Source organism: Embleya sp. NPDC050493, from assembly GCF_044458105.1.
Lineage (GTDB): Bacteria > Actinomycetota > Actinomycetes > Streptomycetales > Streptomycetaceae > Embleya.
The window spans coordinates 288,516-313,796 of the sequence record NZ_JBITHP010000005.1; the positions used below are offsets into that span (position 1 = coordinate 288,516).

17 protein-coding genes are annotated in these 25,281 nt (G+C 70.2%); 6 read left to right on the plus strand and 11 right to left on the minus strand.

Translation table 11 applies throughout. The annotated features are described in order from the left end of the window. Positions 1–62: 62 nt before the first annotated feature. On the minus strand, positions 63–1,058 hold the full coding sequence (locus ACIBM5_RS13355) for an LLM class flavin-dependent oxidoreductase (RefSeq protein ID WP_391581379.1): 996 nt from the start codon (positions 1,056–1,058) through the stop codon (positions 63–65). A gap of 201 nt (positions 1,059–1,259) precedes the next feature. Here ACIBM5_RS13355 and ftsY point away from each other — a divergent pair, with 201 nt between their 5' ends. Further along, complete coding sequence (ftsY, locus tag ACIBM5_RS13360) at positions 1,260–2,444, plus strand: signal recognition particle-docking protein FtsY (protein WP_391581381.1); 1,185 nt, start codon at positions 1,260–1,262, stop codon at positions 2,442–2,444. Positions 2,445–2,516: 72 nt separating this feature from the next. Here the strand turns inward: ftsY and ACIBM5_RS13365 are convergent, their stop codons facing one another. Then, the gene (locus tag ACIBM5_RS13365; RefSeq protein ID WP_396006956.1) at positions 2,517–3,209 is read right to left on the minus strand and encodes a bifunctional DNA primase/polymerase; all 693 of its coding nucleotides are present in this window, start codon (positions 3,207–3,209) and stop codon (positions 2,517–2,519) included. A gap of 286 nt (positions 3,210–3,495) precedes the next feature. On the opposite strand from ACIBM5_RS13365, the gene ACIBM5_RS13370 reads away from it, so the two are divergent. After that, positions 3,496–5,019: a hypothetical protein gene (locus ACIBM5_RS13370; RefSeq protein ID WP_396006958.1), complete on the plus strand. Its 1,524-nt coding sequence runs from the start codon at positions 3,496–3,498 to the stop codon at positions 5,017–5,019. A 58-nt stretch (positions 5,020–5,077) separates the two neighbouring features. Here ACIBM5_RS13370 and ACIBM5_RS13375 read toward each other — a convergent pair whose 3' ends face one another. From ACIBM5_RS13375 to ACIBM5_RS13415, 9 genes are all read right to left on the minus strand, one after another. Next, the gene (locus ACIBM5_RS13375) at positions 5,078–6,622 is read right to left on the minus strand and encodes an ABC transporter substrate-binding protein (protein ID WP_396006959.1); all 1,545 of its coding nucleotides are present in this window, start codon (positions 6,620–6,622) and stop codon (positions 5,078–5,080) included. A 345-nt stretch (positions 6,623–6,967) separates the two neighbouring features. Next, positions 6,968–8,554, minus strand: a complete 1,587-nt coding sequence (locus tag ACIBM5_RS13380; RefSeq protein ID WP_391581385.1) for an ABC transporter substrate-binding protein — start codon at positions 8,552–8,554, stop codon at positions 6,968–6,970. A gap of 147 nt (positions 8,555–8,701) precedes the next feature. Further along, positions 8,702–10,312 (minus strand): ABC transporter substrate-binding protein, encoded by a 1,611-nt coding sequence (locus ACIBM5_RS13385; RefSeq protein ID WP_396006961.1) that lies wholly within the window; start codon positions 10,310–10,312, stop codon positions 8,702–8,704. A gap of 202 nt (positions 10,313–10,514) precedes the next feature. Then, on the minus strand, positions 10,515–12,134 hold the full coding sequence (locus ACIBM5_RS13390) for an ABC transporter substrate-binding protein (protein ID WP_396006962.1): 1,620 nt from the start codon (positions 12,132–12,134) through the stop codon (positions 10,515–10,517). A gap of 330 nt (positions 12,135–12,464) precedes the next feature. Then, entirely contained in the window at positions 12,465–14,015 is a 1,551-nt protein-coding gene (locus ACIBM5_RS13395; RefSeq protein ID WP_396006964.1) for an ABC transporter substrate-binding protein, read from the minus strand. A gap of 261 nt (positions 14,016–14,276) precedes the next feature. Beyond that, complete coding sequence (locus tag ACIBM5_RS13400; RefSeq protein WP_396006966.1) at positions 14,277–15,566, minus strand: ABC transporter ATP-binding protein; 1,290 nt, start codon at positions 15,564–15,566, stop codon at positions 14,277–14,279. Continuing rightward, positions 15,563–16,630: an ABC transporter ATP-binding protein gene (locus tag ACIBM5_RS13405; protein WP_391581390.1), complete on the minus strand. Its 1,068-nt coding sequence runs from the start codon at positions 16,628–16,630 to the stop codon at positions 15,563–15,565. The genes ACIBM5_RS13400 and ACIBM5_RS13405 overlap by 4 nt, the downstream gene beginning before the upstream one ends. 132 nt (positions 16,631–16,762) lie before the next feature. Beyond that, on the minus strand, positions 16,763–17,689 hold the full coding sequence (locus tag ACIBM5_RS13410; RefSeq protein WP_391581391.1) for an ABC transporter permease: 927 nt from the start codon (positions 17,687–17,689) through the stop codon (positions 16,763–16,765). Then, positions 17,686–18,636: an ABC transporter permease gene (locus ACIBM5_RS13415; RefSeq protein ID WP_360310631.1), complete on the minus strand. Its 951-nt coding sequence runs from the start codon at positions 18,634–18,636 to the stop codon at positions 17,686–17,688. Before ACIBM5_RS13415 ends, ACIBM5_RS13410 begins: the two co-directional genes overlap by 4 nt. Positions 18,637–19,242: 606 nt before the next feature. Between ACIBM5_RS13415 and ACIBM5_RS13420 the strand changes: the two genes are divergently transcribed. From ACIBM5_RS13420 to ffh, 4 genes are all read left to right on the plus strand, one after another. Next, positions 19,243–20,556, plus strand: coding sequence for an ammonium transporter (locus ACIBM5_RS13420; protein WP_396006967.1), 1,314 nt, complete (start codon positions 19,243–19,245; stop codon positions 20,554–20,556). After that, positions 20,553–20,891 carry a P-II family nitrogen regulator gene (locus ACIBM5_RS13425; RefSeq protein ID WP_360310627.1) on the plus strand — a complete coding sequence of 113 codons (339 nt, stop codon included), beginning with the start codon at positions 20,553–20,555 and terminating at the stop codon, positions 20,889–20,891. Before ACIBM5_RS13420 ends, ACIBM5_RS13425 begins: the two co-directional genes overlap by 4 nt. Before the next feature lie 130 nt (positions 20,892–21,021). Further along, on the plus strand, positions 21,022–23,352 hold the full coding sequence (locus tag ACIBM5_RS13430) for a [protein-PII] uridylyltransferase (RefSeq protein ID WP_391581392.1): 2,331 nt from the start codon (positions 21,022–21,024) through the stop codon (positions 23,350–23,352). A gap of 319 nt (positions 23,353–23,671) precedes the next feature. Continuing rightward, positions 23,672–25,240, plus strand: a complete 1,569-nt coding sequence (ffh, locus tag ACIBM5_RS13435; RefSeq protein WP_396006968.1) for a signal recognition particle protein — start codon at positions 23,672–23,674, stop codon at positions 25,238–25,240. Positions 25,241–25,281: the final 41 nt, after the last annotated feature.

Genomic DNA, 25,281 nt, shown 5'->3' on the forward strand with positions numbered 1-25,281 from the left:
GACCGCCGTCGGTCGCGGGTCGGCCGGGTCACCGGGCCTGCGGGTTCACCGGGCCTGTGGGATCACTCGGCCGGCACGTTGCGCGGCATGACCTTGTCGTTGAACAGCTGCAGGCTCGCCCAGCCCGCGTCGATCGGCAGGCCGCCGACCAGCGGGTGCAGGATCAGCGCGTCGGTCAGGCCGCCGGACCGGCCGATCTCGACGCACTCGTCGGGGGTGAGGCAGCAGTAGATGCCCTCCTCGCGCAGCGCGGCGACCGTGGTGGCCGAGGACTCGACCACGGAGGCTATGTCGGGGGTCTGCCAGCCGGCGTACGTGGTGGCCTCGTGCAGGAAGTACTCGCCGTACTCGGCCCACGCCTTGTCCGGGTCCTCGGTGCAGAAGATCATCCGGGTCTTGACCGGCGGCAGGATCGCGAAGCCGCCCTCGAAGCCTTCCTCGGCCGCGAGCTCGTAGTAGTACTGCTCCAGCTCCGGGATCGGCGCCGCGGCGTAGAACGGCAGCCGCAGCCGGACCGCGCGGCGTACGGACGCCTTGGCGGTGCCGCCGACCATGACCATCGGGTGCGGGTCGGTGAACGGCTTGGGGGTGACCCGGACGGTGGCGCCGCGGTACTCGAACGGCTCGCCGGTCCACGCCTTGAGCAGCGTCTCCAGCACCTCGTCCTGGATCTTCCCGCGCCGCTTCCAGTCCTTGCCGAGCGCCGCGTACTCCTCGGGCCGGTAGCCCAGGCCCGCGACGAGCGAGAGTCGGCCGCCGCTGATGTTGTCCAGGACGGCGATGTCCTCGGCGAGCCGGATCGGGTCGTACAGCGGGGCGAGCAGTGCGCAGACGATCACGCCTATCCGCTCCGTGGCGCCGAAGATCGCGCCTGCGGTGCTCAGCGGGGAGGGGCTCCACGCGTTGTCCGCGCCGTGGTGCTCCTCCAGGCTGATCATGTCGAACCCGTTCTTGTCCGCGAAGGCCGCCATCTCGACGGTGGCCCGGTAGCGCGCGGACATCTCCTGCCGGTCGAGACCGGGGAGGACCTGGTTGAACCGCAGATTCGTGACAGCCATGGAGCGTGAACACCTTCCGGGTCGAGCCGAAGCCGTCTCGGACACGTGTCATCTGCCGGACGGTGCTTGGCATGGGCAAGCTATCTGACGCAGTGTCAGGATTCAACGGTCTCCGGGTCACGGACGGGCGGTCGGGCACGGACCCGCCGGGAGCGGCCGGTCGCGGTTCGGCGCCGGACCGTCTGGGAGACTGGAGGTCCTATGGAGACTGTGATCCTGATCGTCGTCATTGCCCTCGTCGCCCTCGTCGCCGCCGGCTGGTTCGTGGTCGGCTCGCGCCGCAAGGGCGTGCCGCCGGCGCCCCCGCGCACACCGGTCGAGCCGGGTGTCGGCGACGAGGCCGCCCCGCCCGTCGAAGCGCCCCGGCGCACCATCGACACGGTCGATCTGCCGGAAACGTCGGTCGTCGTGCCGACCGAGCCGGAAGTCGTCCCGCTGGAGGTTCCGGAGCCCACGGCCGGGCGGCTGGTTCGGCTGCGCGCCCGGCTGGCCCGCTCGCAGACCACGTTCGGCAAGGGCCTGTTGGCGCTGCTCGCGCGCGAGCACCTGGACGAGGACACCTGGGAGGAGATCGAGGACACCCTGCTGACCGCCGACGTCGGTGTCGCGCCCACGCAGGAGCTGGTCGACCGCCTCCGGACCCGGGTCAAGGTGCTGGGCACCCGTACTCCCGCCGAATTGCGCTCACTGCTGCACGAAGAACTGCTCACCCTGCTCGGTCCCGACCTGGACCGCACGCTCAAGACCGCCCGGCACACCGGCGGCGAGGGCGGCGACCGGCCGGCCGTGGTGCTGGTGGTCGGCGTCAACGGCACCGGCAAGACCACCACGACCGGCAAGCTCGCGCGAGTGCTGGTCGCCGACGGCCGCAGTGTCGTGCTGGGCGCCGCGGACACCTTCCGCGCCGCCGCCGCCGATCAGTTGCAGACGTGGGGCGAGCGGGTCGGTGCTCGTACGGTGCGCGGCCCCGAGGCGGGCGATCCGGCCAGCGTCGCGTTCGACGCGGTCAAGGAGGGCATCGCCGAGGGCGTGGACACGGTGCTCGTGGACACCGCCGGCCGACTGCACACCAAGACCGGCCTGATGGACGAGCTGGGCAAGGTCAAGCGGGTGGTGGAGAAGCACGGTCCGGTGGACGAGGTGCTGCTCGTGCTCGACGCCACCACCGGTCAGAACGGCCTGGTCCAGGCCCGGGTGTTCGCCGAGGTGGTGGACATCACCGGCATCGTGCTGACCAAGCTCGACGGCACCGCCAAGGGCGGCATCGTGGTCTCGGTGCAGCGCGAGCTGGGCGTGCCGGTCAAGCTGATCGGCCTCGGCGAGGGTCCGGACGACCTGGCGCCGTTCGAGCCGTCCGCGTTCGTGGACGCGCTGATCGGGGACTGACGGGCCGATCACGAACGCCGGACGGGTCGACACGGCCCGTCCGGCGTTTTTTCCGCGCTCGGCGCGGCCCGCTCAGGAGGCCAGCCACAGACCTCGGCCGGTCGAGGAGGCGTCCTTGCGGTGGCACGCGTAGGCCAGGGTGCCCAGGAGCAGGCGGGCCTCCGGGAGCGCGGGGTCGCCGCTCTCGGGCGGGCGGATCCACTCCACCGGGCCGAGCATGCCCATCGGCGACGGCGGCGCGAACACGTAGTCGCCCTCGCCGTGGCAGCGCAGGTCCAGGACGGCGTCGTCCCAGCCCATCTGGTACAGCAGATGGGGCAGTTCGGCCGCCGCGCCCGGGGCCACCAGGAACGCGACCCGCCCGGTCGGCGTGGCCAGGACCGGGCCCAGCGGGGTGCCCATCCGCTCCAGGCGCACCAGGGCCCGGGTGCCCTCCCGGCGCGGCACGCTGATCGCGTCGAAGACCCGACCGGTGGGCACCACGACGGTGCTGTCCGGCCACTGCGACCACAGGTAGCGCACCGCGGCCGGTGATGCGGTGGCCCGCTCCGCCCAGCGCGGGTCCGCCGGATGCATGCCCGGCGCGGCACACGTGACGCGGCCGCACGAGCAGTGGGTGCCGCGTCCGTCGCGTACCAGGTGCGCACCCTGGGCCACCGGCCAGCCGCGTTCCTCCGCGAACTCGGCCACCGCCTGCCACAGTGCGGCCCGCGTACGCCGGCGCGATCCGAGCATGATGTCCATGTCCTCCCCAACGGCACTCATTACTTTTGGTTACGCTCTGACCGCAACGAGTCATCTCGACGGCCGCGGGGTTCGCACGATATGAACGGGACCGGCAGCCGTCGTCGGCCTGTGTCGCCGATCAGTCAAACGCGGTCTCCCCCCTGGCGCGTCCCGGGCGCGTGGGGTGGCGAAGCCTGGCGTTTGGCGCATCGACCGACGCCTGCGGGCGAGTCGGAATACGTTCGGCAAACGGGCCTGCGCGTACGGTTCCCATCGGGGCCCGACGCCTGACCGGCCGGACCGCTGAGGGCATGGGGGCGATGCGGTGGCGACGACGCGAGCGCGGGACGGCGGGTCCGCGGACGAGCACGAACCGGACGGCGGGCGGCAGCCCAACGACCGGCTCTCCGCGTGGTTCGCCCGCAGCGGATGGTCGAAGGGCGAGTTGGCCCGTCAGGTGAACCGGCACGCGCGGGCGATGTCGGCCCCGCACGTGAGCACCGACACCTCCCGGGTACGCCGCTGGCTGGACGGTGAGCAGCCGCGCGAACCGATACCGCAGATCCTGGCCGAGTTGTTCACCCGACGGTTCGGTCGTGTGGTCAGCATCGACGAACTGGGCCTGCGCGAGCCGGACGAGCCGCATGGCGACTTCGGCGTGGACCTGCCCTGGACGTTCGAGACGGTGGTCGAGATCCTCGGCGAGTACACCCGGGGCGATCTGCTGCTCGGTCGGCAGGAGTTCGTCGGTCCGTCGTTGCGTCTGGCGGCGGGCCGCGATCTGGTCGAGCCGCTCCAGCGCTGGTCCGCGCCGCTGCCCGCGGCGCCGGCTCCGCTGCCCGCGCCGATCGTGCCCGGTGCCGGTGTGGGTGCCGGTGCCGGTGTGGGGCGCGGCGGGCGACGGCCGCGGTTGCCGGCGTCCGCGACCGAGCATCTGCACGAGTCGGTCCGGCTGTTCCGGCGCTGGGACATGCAGGGCGGCGGCGGGCTGCGGCGCAAGGCGGTGATCGGCCAACTCAACGCGCTCACCGATCTGTTGCGCGACGAGCACCCACCCGCCGTGCGCGCTCGGCTGCTCGGGCTGACCGCCGAACTCGCGCTGCTCGCCGGGTGGATGTCCTACGACACCGGCCTGCAACCGGGCGCGCAGAAGTACATGGTGCTCGCCCTGCACGCGGCGAAGGAGTGCGACGACGCGCCGTTCGGGGCGAACGTGCTCGGGGTGATGTCCCGGCAGATGATCCACTACGAATTGGCCGAGGACGCGCTGGAGTTGATCCACCTGGCCCAGTACGGCAGCCGGGACACCGGTGGCGCCGGGTTGCAGGCGATGTTGTACACGCTGGAGGGGCGCGCGTATGCCGCGCTGGGCGACACGGATCGATGTCGGCGCGCACTGGGACTGGCCGAACAGGCGCTGGCGGACAGTCGGCCGCACACCGAGCCGGATTGGATCCGCTATTTCAACCGGGCCGAACTGCTCTGCGAGAGCGGCCACGCCTATCGCGATCTCGCCTACACCCGACCGGCGTTCGTGGCCCCGGCGAAGGAGCGGCTGAGCGAGACCGTACGGCTGTTGCTGGGCACCGGCGAGTTCGTGCGCAGCCTCGCCCTCGCGCATGTGGGGCTGGCCACGGTGTTCCTGATCGAGCACGACCCGGCGGGTGCGGTCGAGCAGGCCACGGCGGCCCTGGAGATCGCCTTCCGGGTGCGCTCGGAGCGGCTGATCGTACGACTGCGGCGCACCGTGGAGGCGCTGGCCGGGCGCTTCCCGGCGGATCCGGCGGTGTGCGAACTGGCCGCCCGGGTGGCCCGGGAGTTGCCCGAGGCGCCGTTCCCGACCGCGTGACGCGCGTCGGCCCCCGCCCGCGCGTGGCGGACGGGGGCCGAACGGCTTCGGGGGCGGGCTACTTCATGCCGATCCGGTCCATGAAGAAGACGCCGGTGTTGTACTGCACGACACCGGTGACCTTCTTGTTGAACAGGACGCCGATCGAGGACTCCGCGTACGTCCACACCGGCAGATCGGCGACCATCGCCTTTTGCAGGTCCGAATAGGCCTTCTTGCGGGCCGCAGGGTCGGTCGAGCTACGGCCGGCCACCAGCGCGCCGTCCACCGCCGGGTTGTTCCAGCCGATGAAGTTGGTCGGGCTCTTGGAGAACCAGTTGTTGAAGGTCAACGGTTCCGGGTCGACCAGCCACTGCTGGAAGAGCATCGCCTGGAAGTCCTTGCGCAGCGCGTACTTCTCGATGTACGCGCCGATCTCCAGCGACTCCAGCTTCATCGAGACGTTCTTGTACTCGGCCAGCTGGGTCTGCATCCACTCGGCGACCTTGACCGAGGACGGGTTCTGTGGCAGCAGGTAGCTGAACTCGACCTTCTTGCCCTCGCGCTCCAGCTCGTCGAAGAGCTGCTTGGCCTTGGCCTTGTCGGGGTTCGCCTGCACGTTCGCCGGGTCGAAGAACGGCGACTTCTGGGCGAAGTAGCCCTTCGCGGGCACGTAGCCGTTGGACAGCGTCTTGGGGATCCCGGCCGGGTCGAGGGCGAGAGTGATCGCCTGCCGCGCCCGCAGGTCGTCGAACGGCGGCTTGGTCATGTTGAACTGGATCATCTGGCCGCCGTCGACCGAGCGCTGGACGACGCCGATCTCCTTCTCCGCCTGCGCGATGGTGGCGTTGTCGGAGCTGATGAAGACGTCCGCGCCACCGCCGTTGATGGTGTTGTACTGCTGCTTGATGTCCGGCACGTTCTTGATCGTCAGCTTGTCCAGCTTGGGCAGGCCCTTGTCCTTCTGCCAGTAGTTCTCGTTCTTGACGTAGACCTGCTGGCTGCCGCGGGTCCAGCTCTCCAGCTTGAACGGTCCCGCGCCCACCGGCTTGTTGCGGTACTCGTCCGGCCCCTTGGCCAGCGAGGCGGGCGAGGCGATGTAGGTCAGGTCGATGGCGATGGCCCGGTCCAGCTGGGCGTTCGGCATGCCCAGCGGGGTGACCTCCAGCGTGGTCGGGTCGATCACCTTGCTGGTCAGTCCCGCGGCTATCTGGCGGTGCTGGGACTGGGTCTCCGCCTTGGCGTGCATGTCCCAGTTGAACTTGACCGCGGCCGCGTCGAGCGGCGTGCCGTCGGAGAACTTGACCCCCGGCCGGACCTTGAGCTGCCAGGTCTTGCCGTTGTCCGCGGTGGTCAGGCTCTCACCCAGGTGCGCCTTGACCGAGTTGTCCGCGGCGTCGATGTAGAACAGCGGGTCGTACAGGGCCGCCAGCCGCGGCTCGTCGGCCACCGCGACGGACGCGGACTTGAACGGGTCGAGCGAGGCGGAGTCCTGTACGGCCAGCATGGTCATGCTGCCGCCGGACTTGGCCTCGCCCTGGACGGTCGACTGTTTGCCGCCCGTGGATCCGGAGTCGTCCGAACCGCCACACGCGGTGGCCGTGATGCCGAGAACCACCATCATCGTAACGAGAGTCGTGCGACGTGCGGTCGTGCGTCGTGCAGACAACGTTCTTGCCACCTCCGCCGGGGAACAACACAAGTGGTGCCGGGAGCCATGAGCGTGGAGCGGGAACAGCCGAATCGGTACTGCGTGCGGCACACCGTAGGACCACCGGGCGCAACTTGCACGACCTGTAAGCCGATCTGTTACATCGTTACAGACGGTTGTCGAATCGTGTCGGAAAACCTGCCCCCGGTTGCCGCGGACCGGCCGGGAAGCTCGTCCGCACCTGGCGAACGAGCCTCCCGAACACGGATGGTGACGGTGCGTCGGATCAGCCGGGGATGATCCGGGCCCGGGGTCGGACTACTTCAGGCCGACCCGGTCCATCAGCATGCCGCCGTCCTGGACGCCGACGACACCCACGGCCCGCGGGCCGGAGATGATGTTGGTGACCGCCTCCTGGTAGGCGAGCATCGGCAGATCCTTGACGAGCACCTTCTGCAGGTCCGCGTACGCGGCCTTGCGCGCCGCCTCGTCGGTGGTGGAGCGACCCTTGATCAGCGCCGCGTCCGCCTCCGGGCTCTTGTAGCCGGTGAAGTTCAACGGGGTCTGCGAGAACAGGCTGTTGAACAGCACCGGTTCCGGGTCGCTGGACCAGATCTGGTACAGCGCCGCGGTGAAGTTCTTCTGCACCGTCAGCCGCAGGTAGTAGCTGGCGACCTCGGCCTTGTCGAGCTTGACCTCGACGTTCTTGAACGCGTTGAGCGCGGTCATGGTGTACTCGGAGGTCGCGTTGGAGGTCGGGTTCTCCGGGACCAGGTAGTTGAACTTGACCGGCTTGCCCTCGGCCGCCAGCTCGTCGAAGAGCTTCTGCGCCTCGACCTTGTTGGGGCTCGGCTGCGCGGCGGTGGGGTCGGTGAAGGTCTTGCCGCTGTGGAAGATGCTCTTGGCCGGGGTCGCCGTGCCCGCGTACATCTTCTGGTTCAGGTCGGCCGGGTCGAGCGCGAGCGCCACCGCACGCCGGGCGCGCGGGTCGTCGAACGGCGCCGTCGAGGTGTTGAAGACGATCATCTGGCCGCCGTCGAGGGTGAACGGCGTGACGCCCAGGCCCGCTTCCTGCGCGGCCTTGGTCTTCTGCGGGTCGATCGTGAAGGTGATGTCGGCGCCGCCGGCCTTGATCGTGTCGACCTGCTGCTTGACGTCGTTGACCACCTTGATGGTCAGCGTGTCCAGGTACGGCTTGTCCGCGCCCTGCCAGTAGTTCGGGTTCTTCTCGAACACCATCTGGCTGTCCCGGGTCCAGGTCTTGAGCACGAACGGGCCCGCGCCGACCGGCTTTTCGCCCTTCGGGTCGATCGCGTACTGCTTGGGCGACTCGATGTAGGACAACTCCGAGGCCACCGTGCGGTCGAAGTTCGCGTTCAGCATCGGCAGGGTGATCTTCAGCGTCAGCGGGTCGACCACCTCCAGCCCCAGGCCGCTCGCGGCCGGGCGGTGCTGGCTGAGCACCTCCGGCTTGGCGTGCATCTCCCAGTTGAACTTGACCGCCGCGGCGTCCAGCGGGGTGCCGTCGCTGAACTTGACGTTCGGCTTGACCTTGAGGGTCCAGACCTTGCCGCCGTCGTCGCTCTTGAGGCTCTCGCCGATCTGCGGCAGGACCTTGTTCTGCGTGTTGTCCACGTAGAACAGCGCGTCGTAGACGGCGAGCATGCGGTTGAGGTCGGTGACCGCCGCATAGGACGCGTTGAACGGCGTCATGCTGCGGGCGTCGGACACGGTCAGAAGGGTCAGGTTGCCGCCCTTCTTGGCGCCCGCCGACGCGTTCGGATCGGCCTTGCCGCCGGCGCCGTCGTCCCCGCCGCCACACGCGGCGAGGATCAGGGCCAGAGCCGATACGCCGGCGACGGCCGCCGCGCGCTTTCGTGCGTTGTTGCCGAGGTGCTTGCTCATGTGACTCCTCCGTTGTCACAAGGCACACCCGGTCCCCGTTCGGATCGGGTGTGATGGTGCGGTGGTGCACGGCCGGGGGCCGGTCCGGCGCCGAGATCGCTGCGCCGGGCCGGCCACCCGGCCGGGTCTGTGGGGGTCAGCCGCTCATCAGCGCCGCCCGATGGCGTCGAAGTGGATCAGGCCGTCGTTGTAGAGCTGGATCCCGACCAGGTCGGACCGGTGCACGGCGCCGATCACCGCCGACGAGTAGACCCAGAACGGCAGATCGCGGTTGACCTGGTTCTGCAGCCGGGTGTAGGCATCACGCCGCGAACCGGCGTCGGTGGAGCGCCGACCGTCCTCCAGGGCGGTGTCCACGATGTCGTTCGCGTAGCCGGTGATGTTGCTCAAACCGGCCTTGCTGTACAGGAATTGGTAGATCGTAGGCTCGACGTCGTCGGCCCACAGCTGACAGACGGTGGCGTCGAAGTCGTTGCCCGCCAATCGGGTCACCAGCGAGGCCATGTCGGTGACCTCGACGATCACGGTCACGCCCGGGAAACCCTCCAGGGTCTGCCGGATGTACTCGGCGGTGGCGCGCATCTTGGCGCTGTCCGGCACCAGATAGCGGAAGACGAACGGTTTCTTCCCGTTGTTGGTGACCTGCGCGAACAGCGCGCGGGCCTCCTCGGGCCGATTCTCCGGCGCGGCCAGGTTGACGTTCGCGAGCGGGGACGCGCTGTCGAAGATGCCGCGCGCCGATTCGCCCCGGCCGCCGTAGAAGCGCCGGCTGATCTCGGTGCTGCTGAGCGCCAGTGCCGTCGCCCGGCGGGCGTTCGGGTCCTGGAACGGCCCCTTGCGCACGTTGAAGGCGACCATCAGGCCGCCGTTGAGCCGGGCGTCCTCGGCCACCAGGCCGTCCGCGCGGGCCTGCGCGATGCTCTGCGGGTCCGTACTCAGGGTGAGGTCGGCCCGCTTGGCCTGGATCGCCTTGTTGCTGCCCTCGACGTCCTTGTCCACCCGGAAGACCACCTCGTCGAGGTAGGGCCGATCCCGCTGCCAGTACAGGGGGTTGCGCTCCAGGCGGACCTCCCGGCCCGGTTCCCAGCTCTTCACCTTGAACGGGCCCGCACCGACCGGCGCGTGCTTGAGCTCGAAGCGGCCCTCGGGCGTGGCGGCCAGTCGCCGGGGTGCGACGAAGGAGAGGTTGCGCGCGATGGTGTGGTCGAAGTTGGCATTGGAGGACGGGAGTTCGATGCGCAGCTGGAGCGGGCCGAGTTCGGTCAGCTGCACACCGCGCAGCGGACCGCCGACCAGCGATCGCACCGTGGGGTCGCGATGCGCCTCCCAGTTGGCCTTGACCGTGCCGGCGTCGAGCGGGCTCCCGTCGCTGAAGCGCACGTCGGGACGCAGGGTCAGGGTCCAGATCCGCGCGCTCTGGTCGGAGACCAGCGATTCGGCCAGTTTGGGACGTACCCCACCCGTGCTCGGATCGGTCCACACCAGCACGTCGTACAGCGCGGACAACCGGTTCGAGTCGGCCACGCTGGAGTAGGACGCGGTGAACGGATCGAGCCCACGCTCCTCGCCGGGCATCAGGATCGTGACCGAACCGCCGTGCTCGGGCTCGCCGGACGAGCCGCCCGAGTCGGACGAGCCCAGGCCGCAACCGGTCGTCGCCAGCACGGTGGCCGCAGCGAGCCCGAGGGCGAGGGAGAGTCGGCGGCGCAGGCCGCGACACGGTGGTCGTCGTAGGGGTGTCTTCGGGTGGAGTACCACTGCCGGCCTACCTACCTATCACTGTGGGGTTCGAACGTGCCTCGTGCGTCGGTGCAGTCGTGCAGTCGTTCCGGAAGTGCGGTAGCGCTGTGGTGCGGTGGCTCGCGCGAGCCGCGCGAGGGGACCGAATGTCGCGCGCCGGCCGGGTACGGCGGGGCGTCCCGCCCGGGGTCACGGAACCCGGGCGGGACGAGTCGATCGACTAGCCGGTCGTGCCGATCCGGTCCCACAGGACGACGCCGTCGTTGGCCAACTGGATGCCGGTGATCCTGGGGTTGTGGACCGCGGCGGTGACCGCTTCCTGGTAGACCCAGAACGGCATGTCCTTGTTCACCTGCAGCTGTACACGCGTGTACGCGTCACGTCGCTGGGCGGGGTCGGTCGTCCTGCGCGCGTCCTCGAGCGCGGTGTCGACCGTCGCGTTCTCGTAACTGCTGTTGTTCGGCATGCTCTTGCTGTGCAGGAGATCGTAGATGCCCGGCTCCGGGTCGTCGATCCATTGTTGACCGAGAGCCGCCGCCCATTCGGTGGTGCCGCCTCGGACGGTGCGGACATAGGTCGCGATGTCGACGACCTTGACCTCCATCTGGACCCCGGGGTAGGTGTTGAGTACCGACTTCATGTACTCCGCGACCCGGATCGAGGCGGGGGCCTGGGGAACCCAGTAGGTGAACTTGAGCGGCTTGGTGCCGCCCGCGGTCACGTCGTCGAAGAGCTCCCTGGCCCGCTTGGGGTCGTTCTCCGACGCCGCGAGCTGGATGTTGGCCACCGGGGACGAGGCGGCGAAGATGCCCTTGGCGGGGGTGCCCTTGCCGCCGAAGAACTTCTGGTTGATCTCGATCCCGTTGAACGCGTAGACGAATGCCCGACGTGCCCGCAGGTCCTTGAACGGCGCGACGTTCAGGTTGAACACGACCATCTGGCCGCCGTTGAGGCCGATGCGGGACACGCCCAGCTTCTTCTCCTCGGCCTGCGCCACGGCGAGCGGGTCCACCGCGACGGTGAGGTCGGTCTTGCCGTCGTCGACCGCGGCGACCGAGTGGTTGACGTCGGTGTCCACCGTGATGGTCAGGTTGTCCAGATGCGGCAGACCCTTGTCCAACTGCCAGTAGTCGGGGTTGCGGGTGTAGGTCTGCTTGACCCCGCGCTCCCACTGCACCAGCTTGTACGGCCCGGCCCCGACCGGCTTGTCGCCGATCCCGGTGGGGCTCGCCCGCAGCGCGGTGGGCGAGGCGATGTAGGCGAGGTTGCGCGTGACCAGGTGGTCGAAGTTCGCGTTCTCGCTGATCAGCTTGATGTCCAGGGTGAGCGGGTCGCTGACGTTGAGCGAGAGGATGACGCTCGCCGCGCCCCGCTGGAAGGAACCGACCTTGGGGTCCTTGTGCCGGTCCCAGTTGAACCGCACGGCCTCGGCGTCGAACACCGTGCCGTCGCTGAACTTCACGTTCGGACGGATCTTGAGTCGCCACGTGTCGGCCTTGGGGCCGTTGATCGCCAGCGACTCGGCGATCTGCGGGCGAATGCTGCCGGTGCTGGGGTCCGTCCACACCAGCGAGTCGTAGAGCGCCGACATGCGACTGCCGTCGGCGACGTTGACATACGACGTGGCGAAGGGGTCCAGGCTGGTGGAGTCGCCCGGGAGGCTCATCGTGAGCGAGCCGCCCTGCTTGGGCGTACCCGCGGCCGACGGCTTGGTCTTGTCGTCGTCCCCGCAACCGGCGAGGACGGTGGCCAGCGCGGTCGTGACGACCAGCACGGCTATTCGGCGCCGGGGACGGGGGCGGCGCGTGGATCGAAGGGACAACAGGGAAGTACGAGTCACTGCAGGGCCAACCTTCACCTGACGGACCGTCCGGGCGTCTGTGGCCGGGCGGCGGACGTGCTTGGTGCCGGGTACGTCGGCCGACTCGGGGGGAGAGGGCGACGGCGCCCCGGGTGGAGCATGGTGGTGCGTCCGTGCGGCTGTGCTGTTGTGCGGTGGTGCGTGCTATGCGACTGTCTGCAACCCTCGGGCGAGACACGTGAAGGCCGGGAATCACCAAGGTGATTCCCGGCCTCCACGAACCGACTGGTAAGGGTGCCGTCTCTTTCTACTGCCTTCCGGCGGTCTGGTCCATCAAGATCGGGTCACTGTTGTACTTCTGATGACCTGTCAGGCCTTTTTGCCGATGCGATCGAAGAGGAAGATGCCGTCGTTGGACAACTGCACCCCGGTCACCCCGGAGTGGAACACGCCCGCCACGACCGCCTCCTGGTAGACCCACAGGGGCATGTCCCGGTCCAACTGGAGCTGGAGCTGGGTGTAGGCGGCCCGGCGTCGGGCCGGGTCGGTGGTGTTGCGGGCGTCGTCGAGTGCCTTGTCCACCACGTCGTCGCCGTAGAAGCAGCAGTTGCTCGGGCTGCCCCGGTGCAGGTACTGGTACACCACCGGCTCGGGATCGTCGGCCAGCAGTTGGCTGACCTTGACGTCGAACGCCTCGGCCAGATTGGAGCGCTTGACGAACTCGGCCAGGTCGGCGGTCTCCACGTCGACCGCCACTCCGGGGTACTTCTCCAGCGTTTCCTTCATGTACCGGCCGAGTTCGTCGATCGCGCCGCTCTTGGGCGCGAAGAACTTGAGCCGCATCGGCTTGGCGCCGTTGTCGGTCACCCTGGCGAACAGCTCCGCGGCCTGCTTCGGCTTGTTCTCCGGCGCGGACAGCTGCGGGTTGGCCAACGCGGTGGCCTGGTTGAAGATGCCGCGCGCGGGGGTGCCCGCGCCGCCGAACACGCGCCTGTTGATCTCTTCGCTGCTCAGCGCCAGCACGATCGCGCGCCGCACCTCGGGGTTGGCGGTGGGACCGCCGGAGGTGTCGAAGCTGAGCAACTGGCCGCCGGAGAGCGCGAGCGACTCGACGCCGACGCCCGCGTCGCGCGCGGCCTTGAGGGTGAACGCGTCGCTGACGTTGGCGACGTCGGCCTTGCCCTTCCTGACCTTGTCGACCGCCGCGCTGCCACTGGACTCGAAACGGAAGGTGAGGCTGTCCAGGTACGGCTTGGCCGGGCCCTGCCAGTAGTTCGGGTTCTTCACCAGGGTCAGGTGGTCGCCCTTGACCCAGTCGCCCGGGCGCAGCATGAACGGGCCCGCGCCGACCGGGTGTTCGGCCAGCTTGTCGACGCCCTCGGCGATCGCCTTGGGCGAGGCGATGAAGGACAGGCTGCGTGCGACCAGGCGGTCGAAGTTGCCGTTCGGCTTGTCCAGGATGATCCGCAGCTCCAGCGCGTCGGCGCCGATCTGGCTCTTCATGCCCACCGTCGCGTCCCGCTGTCGCGACTTGGTGGTGGGCACCGCGTGCGTGTCCCAGTTGATCTTGACCGCCGCGGCATCGAAGACCGTGCCGTCGGTGAACTTGAGGTTGGGCCGCAGCCGCAGGCTCCAGATCTTGTTGCCGCCGCCCTCCACCGGGGCCAGGCTCTCGGCCAACTGCGGCTGTACGGAGCCGGTGACGGGGTTCGTCCAGACCAGGCTGTCGTACAGGGCCGCCATCCGGTTTCCGTCCGCCTGTGCCGCGTAGGAGGGCAGGAACGGGTCGAGGCTGCGGGCGTCGGAGGTGGCCAGGATGTCCAGCGAGCCGCCGGCTCGGGGGGTGCCCACCGCGCTGGGGGCCTCACCGGACTCGGAGCCGCAGCCGGCCGCGGCCAACAGGCCGATTGCCGCGATCACGGCGGCGGTGCGACGGCGTGCCCGAAGGGCGAAAGGTCGTGCGTGTGCCACAGAAAACGTCCTCAAGCATGGAGCAGGCCGGCCGATGGCCGGATGCCGCGCGATGAGCGCGGTCAGCGCCGTGAGGCTACAACTCGACACGTGTCGCATCGTCGACGGGATGCCCGATTCGACCCCCGCACGGTCGACCGGGACACGGGCGTGTACGCACAGCGACGCGGTACGGCCCGGGGTCGGCCGTACCGCGTCGGGGGTCGGCGGTCAGTCCCGCTTGGTCGCGTCGGGTGCGTCGGCTGCGGCCTTCGGCTCTGCTCCCGGGGCGGGCTCGGGGTCGGAGTCGGCCTTGGCCGCGGCCTCGGGCTCGGAGGCGGTCTCGGCCTTCGGCTCGGTCTCGGCCTTCGCTTCCGCCTCCGGCTCGGGCTCGGGCTTCGTTTCCGGCTTCGCCTCGGCCCCGGCCTCCGGTTCCGGCTTCGGCTCGGGCTCCGGTGCGGCCTCGACGGCGGGCGTGCTCCGCTCGAACACCGCCGCCTCGCCGACCAGCGGGAAGTGGCACGCCACCCGGTGTCCCGGCGCGATCTCGCGCAGCGTCGGCACGTGCGCCGCGCATTCCTCGCGCGCGATCGGGCAGCGGGTGCGGAACCGGCAGCCGCTGGGCGGGTTCATCGGCGAGGGGATCTCGCCCTTGAGCGAGGGCCCGGCCGGCGCCGCCGCGGGGTCGGGCGCGGGCACCGCGTCGAGCAGGGCGCGGGTGTACGGGTGCGCGGGCGAGTCGTAGATGGCCGCGGTATCGCCGGTCTCGGCGATGGTGCCCAGGTACATCACCGCGACGTCGTCGCTGATGTTGCGCACCACCGCGAGGTCGTGCGCCACGAAGATCATCGACACACCGGTGCGGTTCTTCATCTCGTCGAGCAGGTCGAGCACCTGCGCCTGCACCGATACGTCCAGGGACGCCACCGGCTCGTCGCAGATCAGCAGGTCCGGGTCGACCACCATGGCCCGGGCGATGGCGATCCGCTGGCACTGGCCGCCGGAGAACTGGTGCGGACGCCGGTCCGAGACCAACTCCGGGTCCAGGCCCACCTGGCGCAGCACCGCCTCCACCCGCGGGCGGATCTCCTCGGCGGACATGCCCGAGATGACCAGTCCCTCGGCGACGATGTCGAAGATCTTCCGGCGCGGATTCAGCGCCGAGATGGGGTCCTGGAACACCATCTGGATCCGCCGACGCATCGTGCGCAGACCGGACTTGGGCAGGGTGGTGAGCTCCTGCCCGTCGAACCGGACCGATCCCTCGGACGGCTTGGTCAACTGCAGGATGGCCCGGGCCAGCGTGGACTTGCCGCACCCGGACTCGCCGACCAGGCCCAGCGTGCGGCCGCGCCCGAGCTCGAAGCTCACGCCCGCGACCGCGTTCATCATCCCGCCGGGCACCCGGAAGCGCTGGACCAGGTCGGTGACCGTGAGCAGCGGATCGGTGCCGGTCGAGGTCTCGGCGGCGGGCTTGTCGTCCAGGGCGAGCGCGCCCGGCGCGGTGCCGTCGGCGGTCATGCGGAGGCCTCCTTCATCAGGGACGGCTGCCCGCTCTCGACACCCTCGGCGGGCGCGACGTCCTCGCCGACGGGGTGATGGCAGGCGAACCGGTGTGCGCCGAGTTCGTCGCCGAGCTCGGGTCGCTCCTCGCGGCACAGGTCGTCCGCCGCCGTGCAGCGGGCCGCGAACGCACAACCGGACTTGAGCGTGACCAGGTCCGGCGGGACGCCGGGAATCGCCCGCGGGCGCTGGTCGCGGGGCACGTCCAGGCGCGGCACGGCGCCCAGCAGGGCCTCGGTGTAGCGATGCCGGCGGTGCAGGAACAGGTCTGCGGTGGGGGAGTGTTCGACCATGCGACCGGCGTACATCACGGCGATCTGGTCGGTTCGCCCGGCCACCACGCCCAGGTCGTGGCTGACCAGGATCATGCCCATGCCGCGTTCGGCCTGGATCTCCTGGAGCAGGTCGAGGATCTGCCGCTGCACGGTCACGTCCAGCGCGGTGGTCGCCTCGTCCGCGATCAGCACGTCGGGGTCGCAGGCGAGTGCCATCGCGATGGTCACCCGCTGGCGCATGCCGCCGGAGAGCTGGTGCGGGTACTGCCGGGCGCGTTTGATCGGTTCGGGGATGCCGACCAGCTTGAGCAGTTCGATCGCGCGCTCGCCGGCCTCCTTCTTGCCCAGGCCCAGGTGCAGCCGCATCGACTCGGTGAGCTGTCGGTCGATCCGCAGCACCGGGTTGAGCGAGGTCATCGGGTCCTGGAAGACCATCGCGATCCGGTTGCCCCAGATCTTGCGGGCCTCCTTGCGCGGTACGCCCACCAGTTCGCGGCCGTCCAGGCGCACACTGCCGTGGATGTTGGCGATCGAGGGGCAGATGCCCATCAGCGAGCGCACGAGCATCGACTTGCCCGAGCCGGACTCGCCGACCAGGCCGAGCGTCTCGCCGCGTTCGATGCTGAAGGACACCCCGTCCACCGCCTTGAGCAGCCCGCGCGGGGTGTCCAGGTGCACCCGCAGATCGGTGGCCCGCAGCAGTGGTTCGTCCGGCGTGGGCGAGCCGGTCGTCTTCGGCTCCGCCATGGTCACCACGCCACCTTCGCGCCGCGCGGCTGTTGGATCCCGTCCATGTGTGCGGTCCCGTCTGTGTGAGGGGGTCGAAGAACGAGGCCGACGGCGGTCCCGTGGGAGGCGGGACCGCCGTCGATCCCTCGGCTACAGCTTGGTGTCGCGGACGTCGAACCTGGCACGCAGCCGGTCGCCGATGACGTTCAGCGAGAAGACGGTCAGGAACAGCACCCCGCAGGGCACGAACACCTGGGCCGGATACAGCGAGAGATCGTCCCGGGCGGCGTTGATCATGCCGCCCCAGCTGGGCATCGGCGGCGGGATGCTCAGGCCGAGGAAGGACAGCGAACCCTCCGCGACGATCAGCACGGCCATCACGATCACCGAGTACGACATCACCGCGGGGAACGTGTTGGGCAACAGTTCCTTGAAGATGATCCGACCCGGTCCCGCGCCCATCGCCTTGGCCACCGTGACGTATTCGCGGTTGGACTGGGCGATCGCGCTCGCCTTGGTGAGCCGGGTGAAGCCGGGGATGGTGAGCACGGCCAGGCCCGCGGTGATGCTGGTCTGCGACGGCTCGTACACCGAGGACAGCGCGAGCAGCAGGATCAGCGGCGGGAAGGCCAGCAGCGCGTCGGAGAACAGGTCGATGATCATCTCGGTGATGCCGCGGAAGTAGGCCGCGACCAGGCCGAGCAGACCACCGATGATGACGCCGACCACGACCGACACCAGCGCGACGATCATCGACACGCGCGCGCCGAAGGCGAGCCGGGTCAGGTGGCTGCGGCCGAGGCCGTCGGTGCCGAGGAACTCGGGCCAGGCCGAGAACGGCTTCTGCTTCGCGTCGCCGAACGCCTGCCCGTACTCGTGCGGGAAGACGCCCGGGGCGATCAGGCTCAGCACCGCGCCGAGCAGCACGATGCCCATCCACCCGATCGCGAACCACAGCAGCACGCTGGGCCGCTTGCGGGCCTTGCCGCTCTTGGCCCGCTTGATCTGCGAGGGTCGCAGGCCCGTCGGTTCGGCCGCACCGAGGGCCGGCTCCGGGGCGGTTTCGAGTGTGCTCATCGGGCCCTCACTCTCGGGTCGATGAGTGAGTAGCCGATGTCCACGAGCGTGTTGAGCAGCACGTAGACGATCGCGATCACCACGACCGTGCCCTGGACGACCGGGATGTCCTTGCCGTTGATCGCCTGGTACATGCCCTGCCCCAGGCCGGGGATGGAGAAGTACGACTCGACGATGACGGTGCCGCCGATCAGCCGGCCCAGGGTCAGTCCGGAGACGGTCAGCAGCGAGAACGACGAGGGCCGCAGGGCGTGTCGGAACAGTACGTACGACGTCGACAGGCCCTTGGACCGGGCGGTCAGGATGAAGTCCTCCTGGAGCGTGGCGAGCATGTCGCTGCGCAGGAGGCGTTGGAACTGGGGGATCTCGGCGAGGGCCAGCGCGAGCGCGGGCAGGAACGCGAACTCGATGTTCTTGGCGAAGTCGATCGAGATGTACTCCCATCCCGTCGGCTTGAACGCCGCGATCATCTCCCGGTTCGCGAAGAAGTAGACGAGCAGGAACACGCTCACGAAGGTGGGGATCGACAGCAGCGCCGAGGACACGCCGCCCACGACGCGGTCGACGCGACCGCCTGCCTTCGCGGCCGTCCACACACCCAGCGGCACGGCCACGATCAGGGCCATGAGGAGGGCGAAGACGGCGAGTTCCAAGGTCACCGGGAAACGCTCGGTGATGCCGTCCATGACGGGGGTTCGAGTCTTCAGCGACTCCCCGAGGTCGCCGGTGAGCGCGTGGCCCACCCAGGTCACGTATCGGACGGGCAGCGACTTGTCGTACCCGAACTCGTGCTCCAGGTCCTTGAGGTCCTGTGGCGTGGAGCCGGGGCCGAGCATCTGGGCGACCGGTGAACCGTCCACCAGGTCGGGCAGGGCCGTGGTCGCGAACGTCACCAGGAACAGCACCGGAATCAGGGCCAGCAACTTGCGACCGAGCAGGCGCAACACGACGGTGTCACCCCCTCTCGCTGGTCTGGTCGGTTGACGAGGTCTGTTGACGTTCCGTGCGGTGGTGCGGTCGTGCGCTCGCGCGAAACCGCCGAATCCCGGACAGGGCCGATCACCTGTGGTGACACGTGCCTTGACGGGTCGTCAGTTAAGCGCGGTGATTAATTACGGCAGTGGGCGCGATCAATGTCAATGGATTCAACGCAACCGTTAGCGGGTCGAAAACGTCCGGTGCGAACCGGAGCGTCGGGCTCCGGCGGCACGTGTCGACCTGCGGGAATAAGGTGCGGAGGCCAACTAACTGACGGTGCGTCAGATGTGGTCGACGGGCTGTGTGTGGGTCGCCCGTCGCTCACCTGCGGGACACCCGCCGGCCCTCTCGCGCGCGAGCCCGACTCGTCCGGAGACCGGCCCGCCGCGCGTCCGGGGATCGGCGCGATCCGGCCGGCCGTGCGCGTGAGCGGACGTTCATCCGCCGGAAACACATGTGCGGCAAGCGTCACGTCGGCGAAACACGTCGCGCCACGGCGTGAAACCTCACGCCCCGAAGCTCCTTTCCATGAGCTCCCGGAGGTCGGCCGGGGCCACGGAGAAGAGAGGCAGAGTATGGACACGGGTAACACCGCATTCGTACTCCTGAGCGCCGCACTGGTCATGCTCATGACACCCGGGCTGGCGTTCTTCTACGGCGGCATGGTCCGCGTGAAGAGCGTCCTCAACATGCTGATGATGAGCTTCATCTGCCTGGCTGTCGTGACGGTGCTGTGGGTGCTCTACGGGTTTTCGATGACCTTCTCCACGGACGCCTTCGGCGGCCTGGTGGGGAACCTGGACTGGTACGGCATGCGCGACATCGGGGTCGCCGAGTTGTGGGACGGCTACACGATCCCGGTGACGGTGTTCGCGGCCTTCCAGCTGATGTTCGCGATCATCACCCCGGCGTTGATCAGCGGCGCCGTCGCGGACCGTACCAAGTTCACCGCCTGGGCCGTGTTCGTGGCGTTCTGGGTCACCCTGGTCTACTTCCCCATCGCGCACTGGGTCTGGGCCGCGGACGGCTGGTTGTTCGAGAAGGGTGTGATCGACTTCGCCGGCGGTACGGCGGTGCACATCAACGCCGGTATCGCGGCGCTGGCCCTGGTCCTGGTGATCGGCAAGCGGGTCGGCTTCAAGCGTGACCCGATGCGCCCGCACAACCTGCCGCTGGTGATGATCGGCGCCGGCCTGCTGTGGTTCGGCTGGTTCGGCTTCAACGCCGGCTCCTGGCTCGCCGCGGACGGCGTCACCGGCCGCGCCCTGATCAACACCCAGATCGCCACCGCCGCGGCCATGCTCGGCTGGCTGTTCCTGGAGAAGATCCGGGACGGACACCTGACCACCCTGGGCGCCGCGTCCGGCGCGGTGGCCGGCCTGGTCGCGATCACCCCCGCGTGCGGTGCGCTCAGCCCGCTCGGCTCGATCGCCCTGGGCCTGGTCGCCGGCGCGGTGTGCGCCTGGGCGGTGGGCCTGAAGTACAAGCTCGGCTACGACGACTCGCTCGACGTGGTCGGTGTGCACCTGGTCGGCGGCATCATCGGTTCGCTCGCCCCCGGCTTCCTGGCCACCGGTCACGTCCAGAGCGACGCCGAGGGCTTGTTCTACGGTGGGGGCTTCGACCAGCTGGGCAAGCAGCTGATCGGCGTCGGTGCCGTCCTGGCCTACTCCTTCGTCGTCACGTTCATCCTGGGCACGGTCATTCACAAGACCATCGGCTTCCGGGTGTCCGAGGACGAGGAGGTGGCCGGCATCGACCAGGTCGAGCACGCCGAGACCGGGTACGACTTCGCCACACTCGGCGGTTCCACCCGACCGTCGGCGGGCATCGGCACCTCTACGGGCGCGGGCGCCACGGCGTCCGCCGACACGAAGGTGGATGCGTGAAGCTCATCACGGCGGTGATCAAGCCGCACCGGCTCGACGACGTGAAGAACGCCCTCCAGGCGTTCGGCGTCCACGGCCTCACCGTGACCGAGGCGAGCGGCTACGGCCGGCAGCGCGGCCACACCGAGGTCTACCGGGGCGCCGAGTACCAGGTCGACCTCGTGCCGAAGGTGCGCATCGAGGTCGTCGCGGACGACGAGGACGCCGAGGAACTGCTCGACGTCCTGGTCAAGGCCGCACGCACCGGCAAGATCGGCGACGGCAAGGCGTGGATCGTCCCGGTGGACAGCGTGGTGCGGGTACGCACCGGCGAGCGCGGCCCGGAAGCCCTGTAGCACCCCGATGGCCGGTCCCGCCCCGAAGGCAGTCTTCGGGGACGGGTCCGGCCATCCGCCTTCGTGTCGACCGCTCGCAGCGCCCGGCGGCCCGTGCCGCCGGCGCGTGTGAACGAGGGAGCAGGCCCCGATGGAACCGACCGCCACCTCTCGGTACACCCGAGCCAGGGACGACCTCCTGGCCGATCCCGCCGGGCCCACCGGCGTGGCCCGTCGACAGGCGCTCGGCGCGCTGTCGGACCGCTGGCTGACCGAACTGTTCACCGCCGCGGGCGCGCCCACCGAGGGCGTGTGCCTGGTCGCGGTCGGCGGCTACGGCCGACGTGAGCTGTCCCCGGGCAGCGACCTGGACCTGGTCCTGCTGCACGAGGGCCACGACCGGATCACCGAACTCGCCGACGCGATCTGGTACCCGGTCTGGGACGCGGGCATCGCCCTGGACCACTCGGTGCGCACTCCCGACGAGGCCCGCCGAGCCGCCGCCGAGGACCTGCGGGTGCAGACCGGCCTGCTCGACATCCGCCACATCGCCGGCGACCCCGACCTGACCGCCGCGCTGCGCACGTCGATGTTCGGCGCGTGGCGTGCGGCAGCGGTCAAGCGGTTGCCCGAGCTCTTGGAGTCCTGCCGCGAGCGTGCGCGGCGGCACGGCGAGGTCGCCTTCCTGCTCGAACCCGACCTCAAGGAGGCCCGGGGCGGCCTGCGCGACGCGACCGCGCTGCGGGCCGTCTCGGCCTCGTGGATCGCGGACGCGCCGCACGAGGAGGTGGACACCGCGCGGGCCACCCTGCTCGACGTGCGCGACGCACTGCACCTGGTCACCGGGCGCGGCGCGGATCGACTGCTGCTCCAGGAGCAGGACGCGGTCGCCCGGCGGCTGGGCCTGCTGGACGCGGACACCCTGCTGCGCCGGGTCTCCGAGGCGGCCCGGGCGCTGGCCTACGCATCCGACGTGACCTGGCGCGAGGTGTGCCGGGTGCTCGCGGCGCGCGAGGCGGGCGCCGGGATACGCCGACTGCGCCGGGCCCGGACCGGGGTGTCCGCACGCACGCCGCTGGCCGAGGGCGTGGTCGAGTACGCGGGCGAGGCGGTGCTCGCACAGGCCGCGCAACCGGCCCGGGACCCGGTGTTGTTGCTGCGCGCCGCCGCGGCCGCCGCGCAGGCCGGCCTGCCGCTGTCCCGACACACCGTGGACCGGCTCGCGATCGAGTGCCCGCCGTTGGCCGATCCGTGGCCGCCGGCCGCCCGCGAGGCGTTCGTGTCGCTGCTCGGCGCCGGGCGGGACGTGTTGCCGGTGTGGGAGGCGTTGGAGTCCAAGCGGCTGATCACCGCGTTGTTGCCGGACTGGGAGCGGGTGCGCTGTCGTCCGCAGCGCAACGCGGTGCACCGCTTCACGGTCGACCGGCACCTGATCGAGACCGCGATCGAGGCCGCCGCGCACACCCGCCGGGTGGCCCGGCCGGACCTGCTCCTGGTGGCCGCGCTGCTGCACGACATCGGCAAGGGCTGGCCGGGCGACCACAGTGTGAGCGGCGAGGTGATCGCGCGCGAGGCCGCGGCGCGGATGGGCTTCGCCAAGAACGACGTGGACGTGCTGGGCACCCTGGTGCGCCACCACCTGCTCCTGGTGGACACCGCGACCCGGCGCGACCTGGACGATCCGACCACCGTGGCGGCGTTCGCCGAGGCGGTGGGCAGCGTGGAAACCCTCGATCTGCTCCACGCGCTCACCGAGGCCGACGCCGCCGCCACCGGACCCGCCGCGTGGAGCGAGTGGCGGGACGCCCTGGTTCGGGACCTCGTCGCCCGGACCAGGGCGGTGTTCGCCGGCCGGCCCGCCCCGGCGGTGTCCGAGCGGATCGTCACCGCCGACGTGTCCGGCGAACTTCCGGTGGTGCGGCTGGAACCGCTGCCCTTCGGCGCCGAGGTGACCATCGCGGCGCCGGACCGGGTCGGCCTGATGGCGCTCTCCGCGGGGGTGCTGGCGCTGCACCGCCTCACCGTGCGCTCGGCCGCGATCGACGTGATCGAGGAATTGGGCGTCACCGTGTGGACGGTGGAGACCGAGTTCGGCCGGCTGCCCGACCCGGCCGCACTGCGCGAGGACGTGCGCAGGGCCCTGGCCGGCGGCCTGGACGTGGCCGCCCGGCTGGCCAAGCGGGAGGCGGCCTACCCGCCCCGGCGCGGCACCACCCGGGCGCCCGCCCGGGTGGAGGTGATCGCGGACGCGTCGGAGAGCGCGACCGTCCTGGAGGTGCGGGCGCACGACAGCCCCGGGCTGCTGCACCGGATCGGCAAGGCGCTGGCCGATGCCCGGGTGAGCGTGCGTCAGGCCCGGGTCGGCACGCACGGCGCGGACGCGGTGGACGCGTTCTACGTGGTCGCCCCGAACGGGAACCCGTTGACCGCCGCCGACGCCCGGAGCCTGGCCAGGTCGCTGGAGAAGGCGCTCGCGCCGTGATCAGCGGCCCGGCGCCGCGGCCCGGGGCACGCGCGCCGTGATCGCAGGCACCGGCGCCGCCTCCCGGGCACGCGTGCCGCGGCCCGGCAGGCGGTGGCGCCGGGCGGGTCGGCGGGCACCCCGCGGGTCGACGCCCGTGCCACTGCCCCTTCGCGTCGGGGTCGGCCGGGGCGCCCGTGCCGGGATCCGCGCGGGGGCGAACGGCGCCGGTCACGGCGTCGGCGGGCGGATCCCGGACGCGTGCCCCCGCCACGACCGCTCGGCGGGCGGTTAGGCTGGGCCCGACACCACCCGTATCTGACGAAGGACCTCTGCCGACGTGTTCGACACTCTCTCCGACCGCCTCGCAGCGACCTTCAAGAACCTTCGCGGCAAGGGGCGGCTCTCCGAAGCCGACATCGACGCCACCGCACGCGAGATCCGCGTCGCCCTCCTGGAGGCCGACGTGGCCCTCCCGGTGGTCCGCGAGTTCATCGGACGCGTCAAGGAACGCGCCCGGGGCGCCGAGGTGTCGGGTGCGCTCAACCCGGCACAGCAGATCGTCAAGATCGTCAACGAGGAACTCGTCGGGATCCTCGGCGGCGAGACCCGCCGGCTGCGCTTCGCCAAGACCGGCCCCACGGTGATCATGCTCGCCGGCCTCCAGGGCGCGGGCAAGACCACCCTGGCGGGCAAGCTGGGCAAGTGGCTCAAGGAGCAGAAGCACCAGCCGCTCCTGGTGGCCTGTGACCTCCAGCGCCCGAACGCGGTCAACCAGCTCTCCGTGGTCGCCCAGCGGGCCGGCGTCGCGGTCTACGCGCCCGAGCCCGGCAACGGCGTCGGCGACCCGGTCAAGGTCGCCCGCGACTCGATCGAGTTCGCCAAGACCAAGCAGTACGACGTGGTCGTGGTGGACACCGCCGGACGCCTGGGCATCGACGCCGAGATGATGCAGCAGGCCGCGGACATCCGGGACGCGGTCAAGCCGGACGAGATCCTGTTCGTCGTCGACGCGATGATCGGTCAGGACGCGGTGGTCACCGCGCAGGCCTTCCTCGACGGCGTCGGCTTCGACGGCGTGGTGCTCTCCAAGCTCGACGGCGACGCGCGCGGTGGCGCGGCCCTGTCGGTCGCGTCGGTGACCGGCCGGCAGATCATGTTCGCCTCCAGCGGCGAGAAGCTCGACGAGTTCGACGCCTTCCACCCGGACCGGATGGCCTCGCGCATCCTGGGCATGGGCGACATGCTCAGCCTGATCGAGATGGCCGAGGCCAAGTACGACCAGGACCTCGCGCTCAAGGCCGCCGAGAAGCTGCACGGTGGCGGCAACAACTTCACCCTGGAGGACTTCCTCCAGCAGATGGAGCAGGTCAAGAAGCTCGGCTCGATCTCGAAGCTGCTCGGCATGCTGCCCGGCATGGGCGCGATGAAGGAGCAGATCGACAACATCGACGACCGCGACCTGGACCGGGTCGCGGCGATCATCAAGTCGATGACGCCCGCCGAGCGGGCGGACGTGAAGATCCTCAACGGCTCGCGCCGGGCCCGGATCGCCAAGGGTGCCGGTACCGAGGTCAACGCGGTCAACAACCTGATCGAGCGGTTCGTCGAGGCCCGCAAGATGATGGGGCAGATGGCCAAGGGCGGCGGCATGCCGGGAATGCCCGGGATTCCGGGCATGGGCGGCGGCGCCGGCAAGAAGAAGGGCAAGGCGCCCAAGCAGGCCAAGGGCAAGCGCCAGTCGGGCAACCCGATGAAGCGCAAGCAGGAGGCTGCGGCCGAGGCGGCGCGCCGCGAGGAGCGCGCGGCGAACCCGTTCGGCCTGCCGGCCGGCGGCGGTGCGGGTGGCGCGGCCGACTTCGAACTGCCCGAGGAGTTCAAGAACTTCCTGCCGCCGGGCCAGAAGTAGGCCCGGTCGCGACACGGGACCACCGCACCCGGGGGCGACCC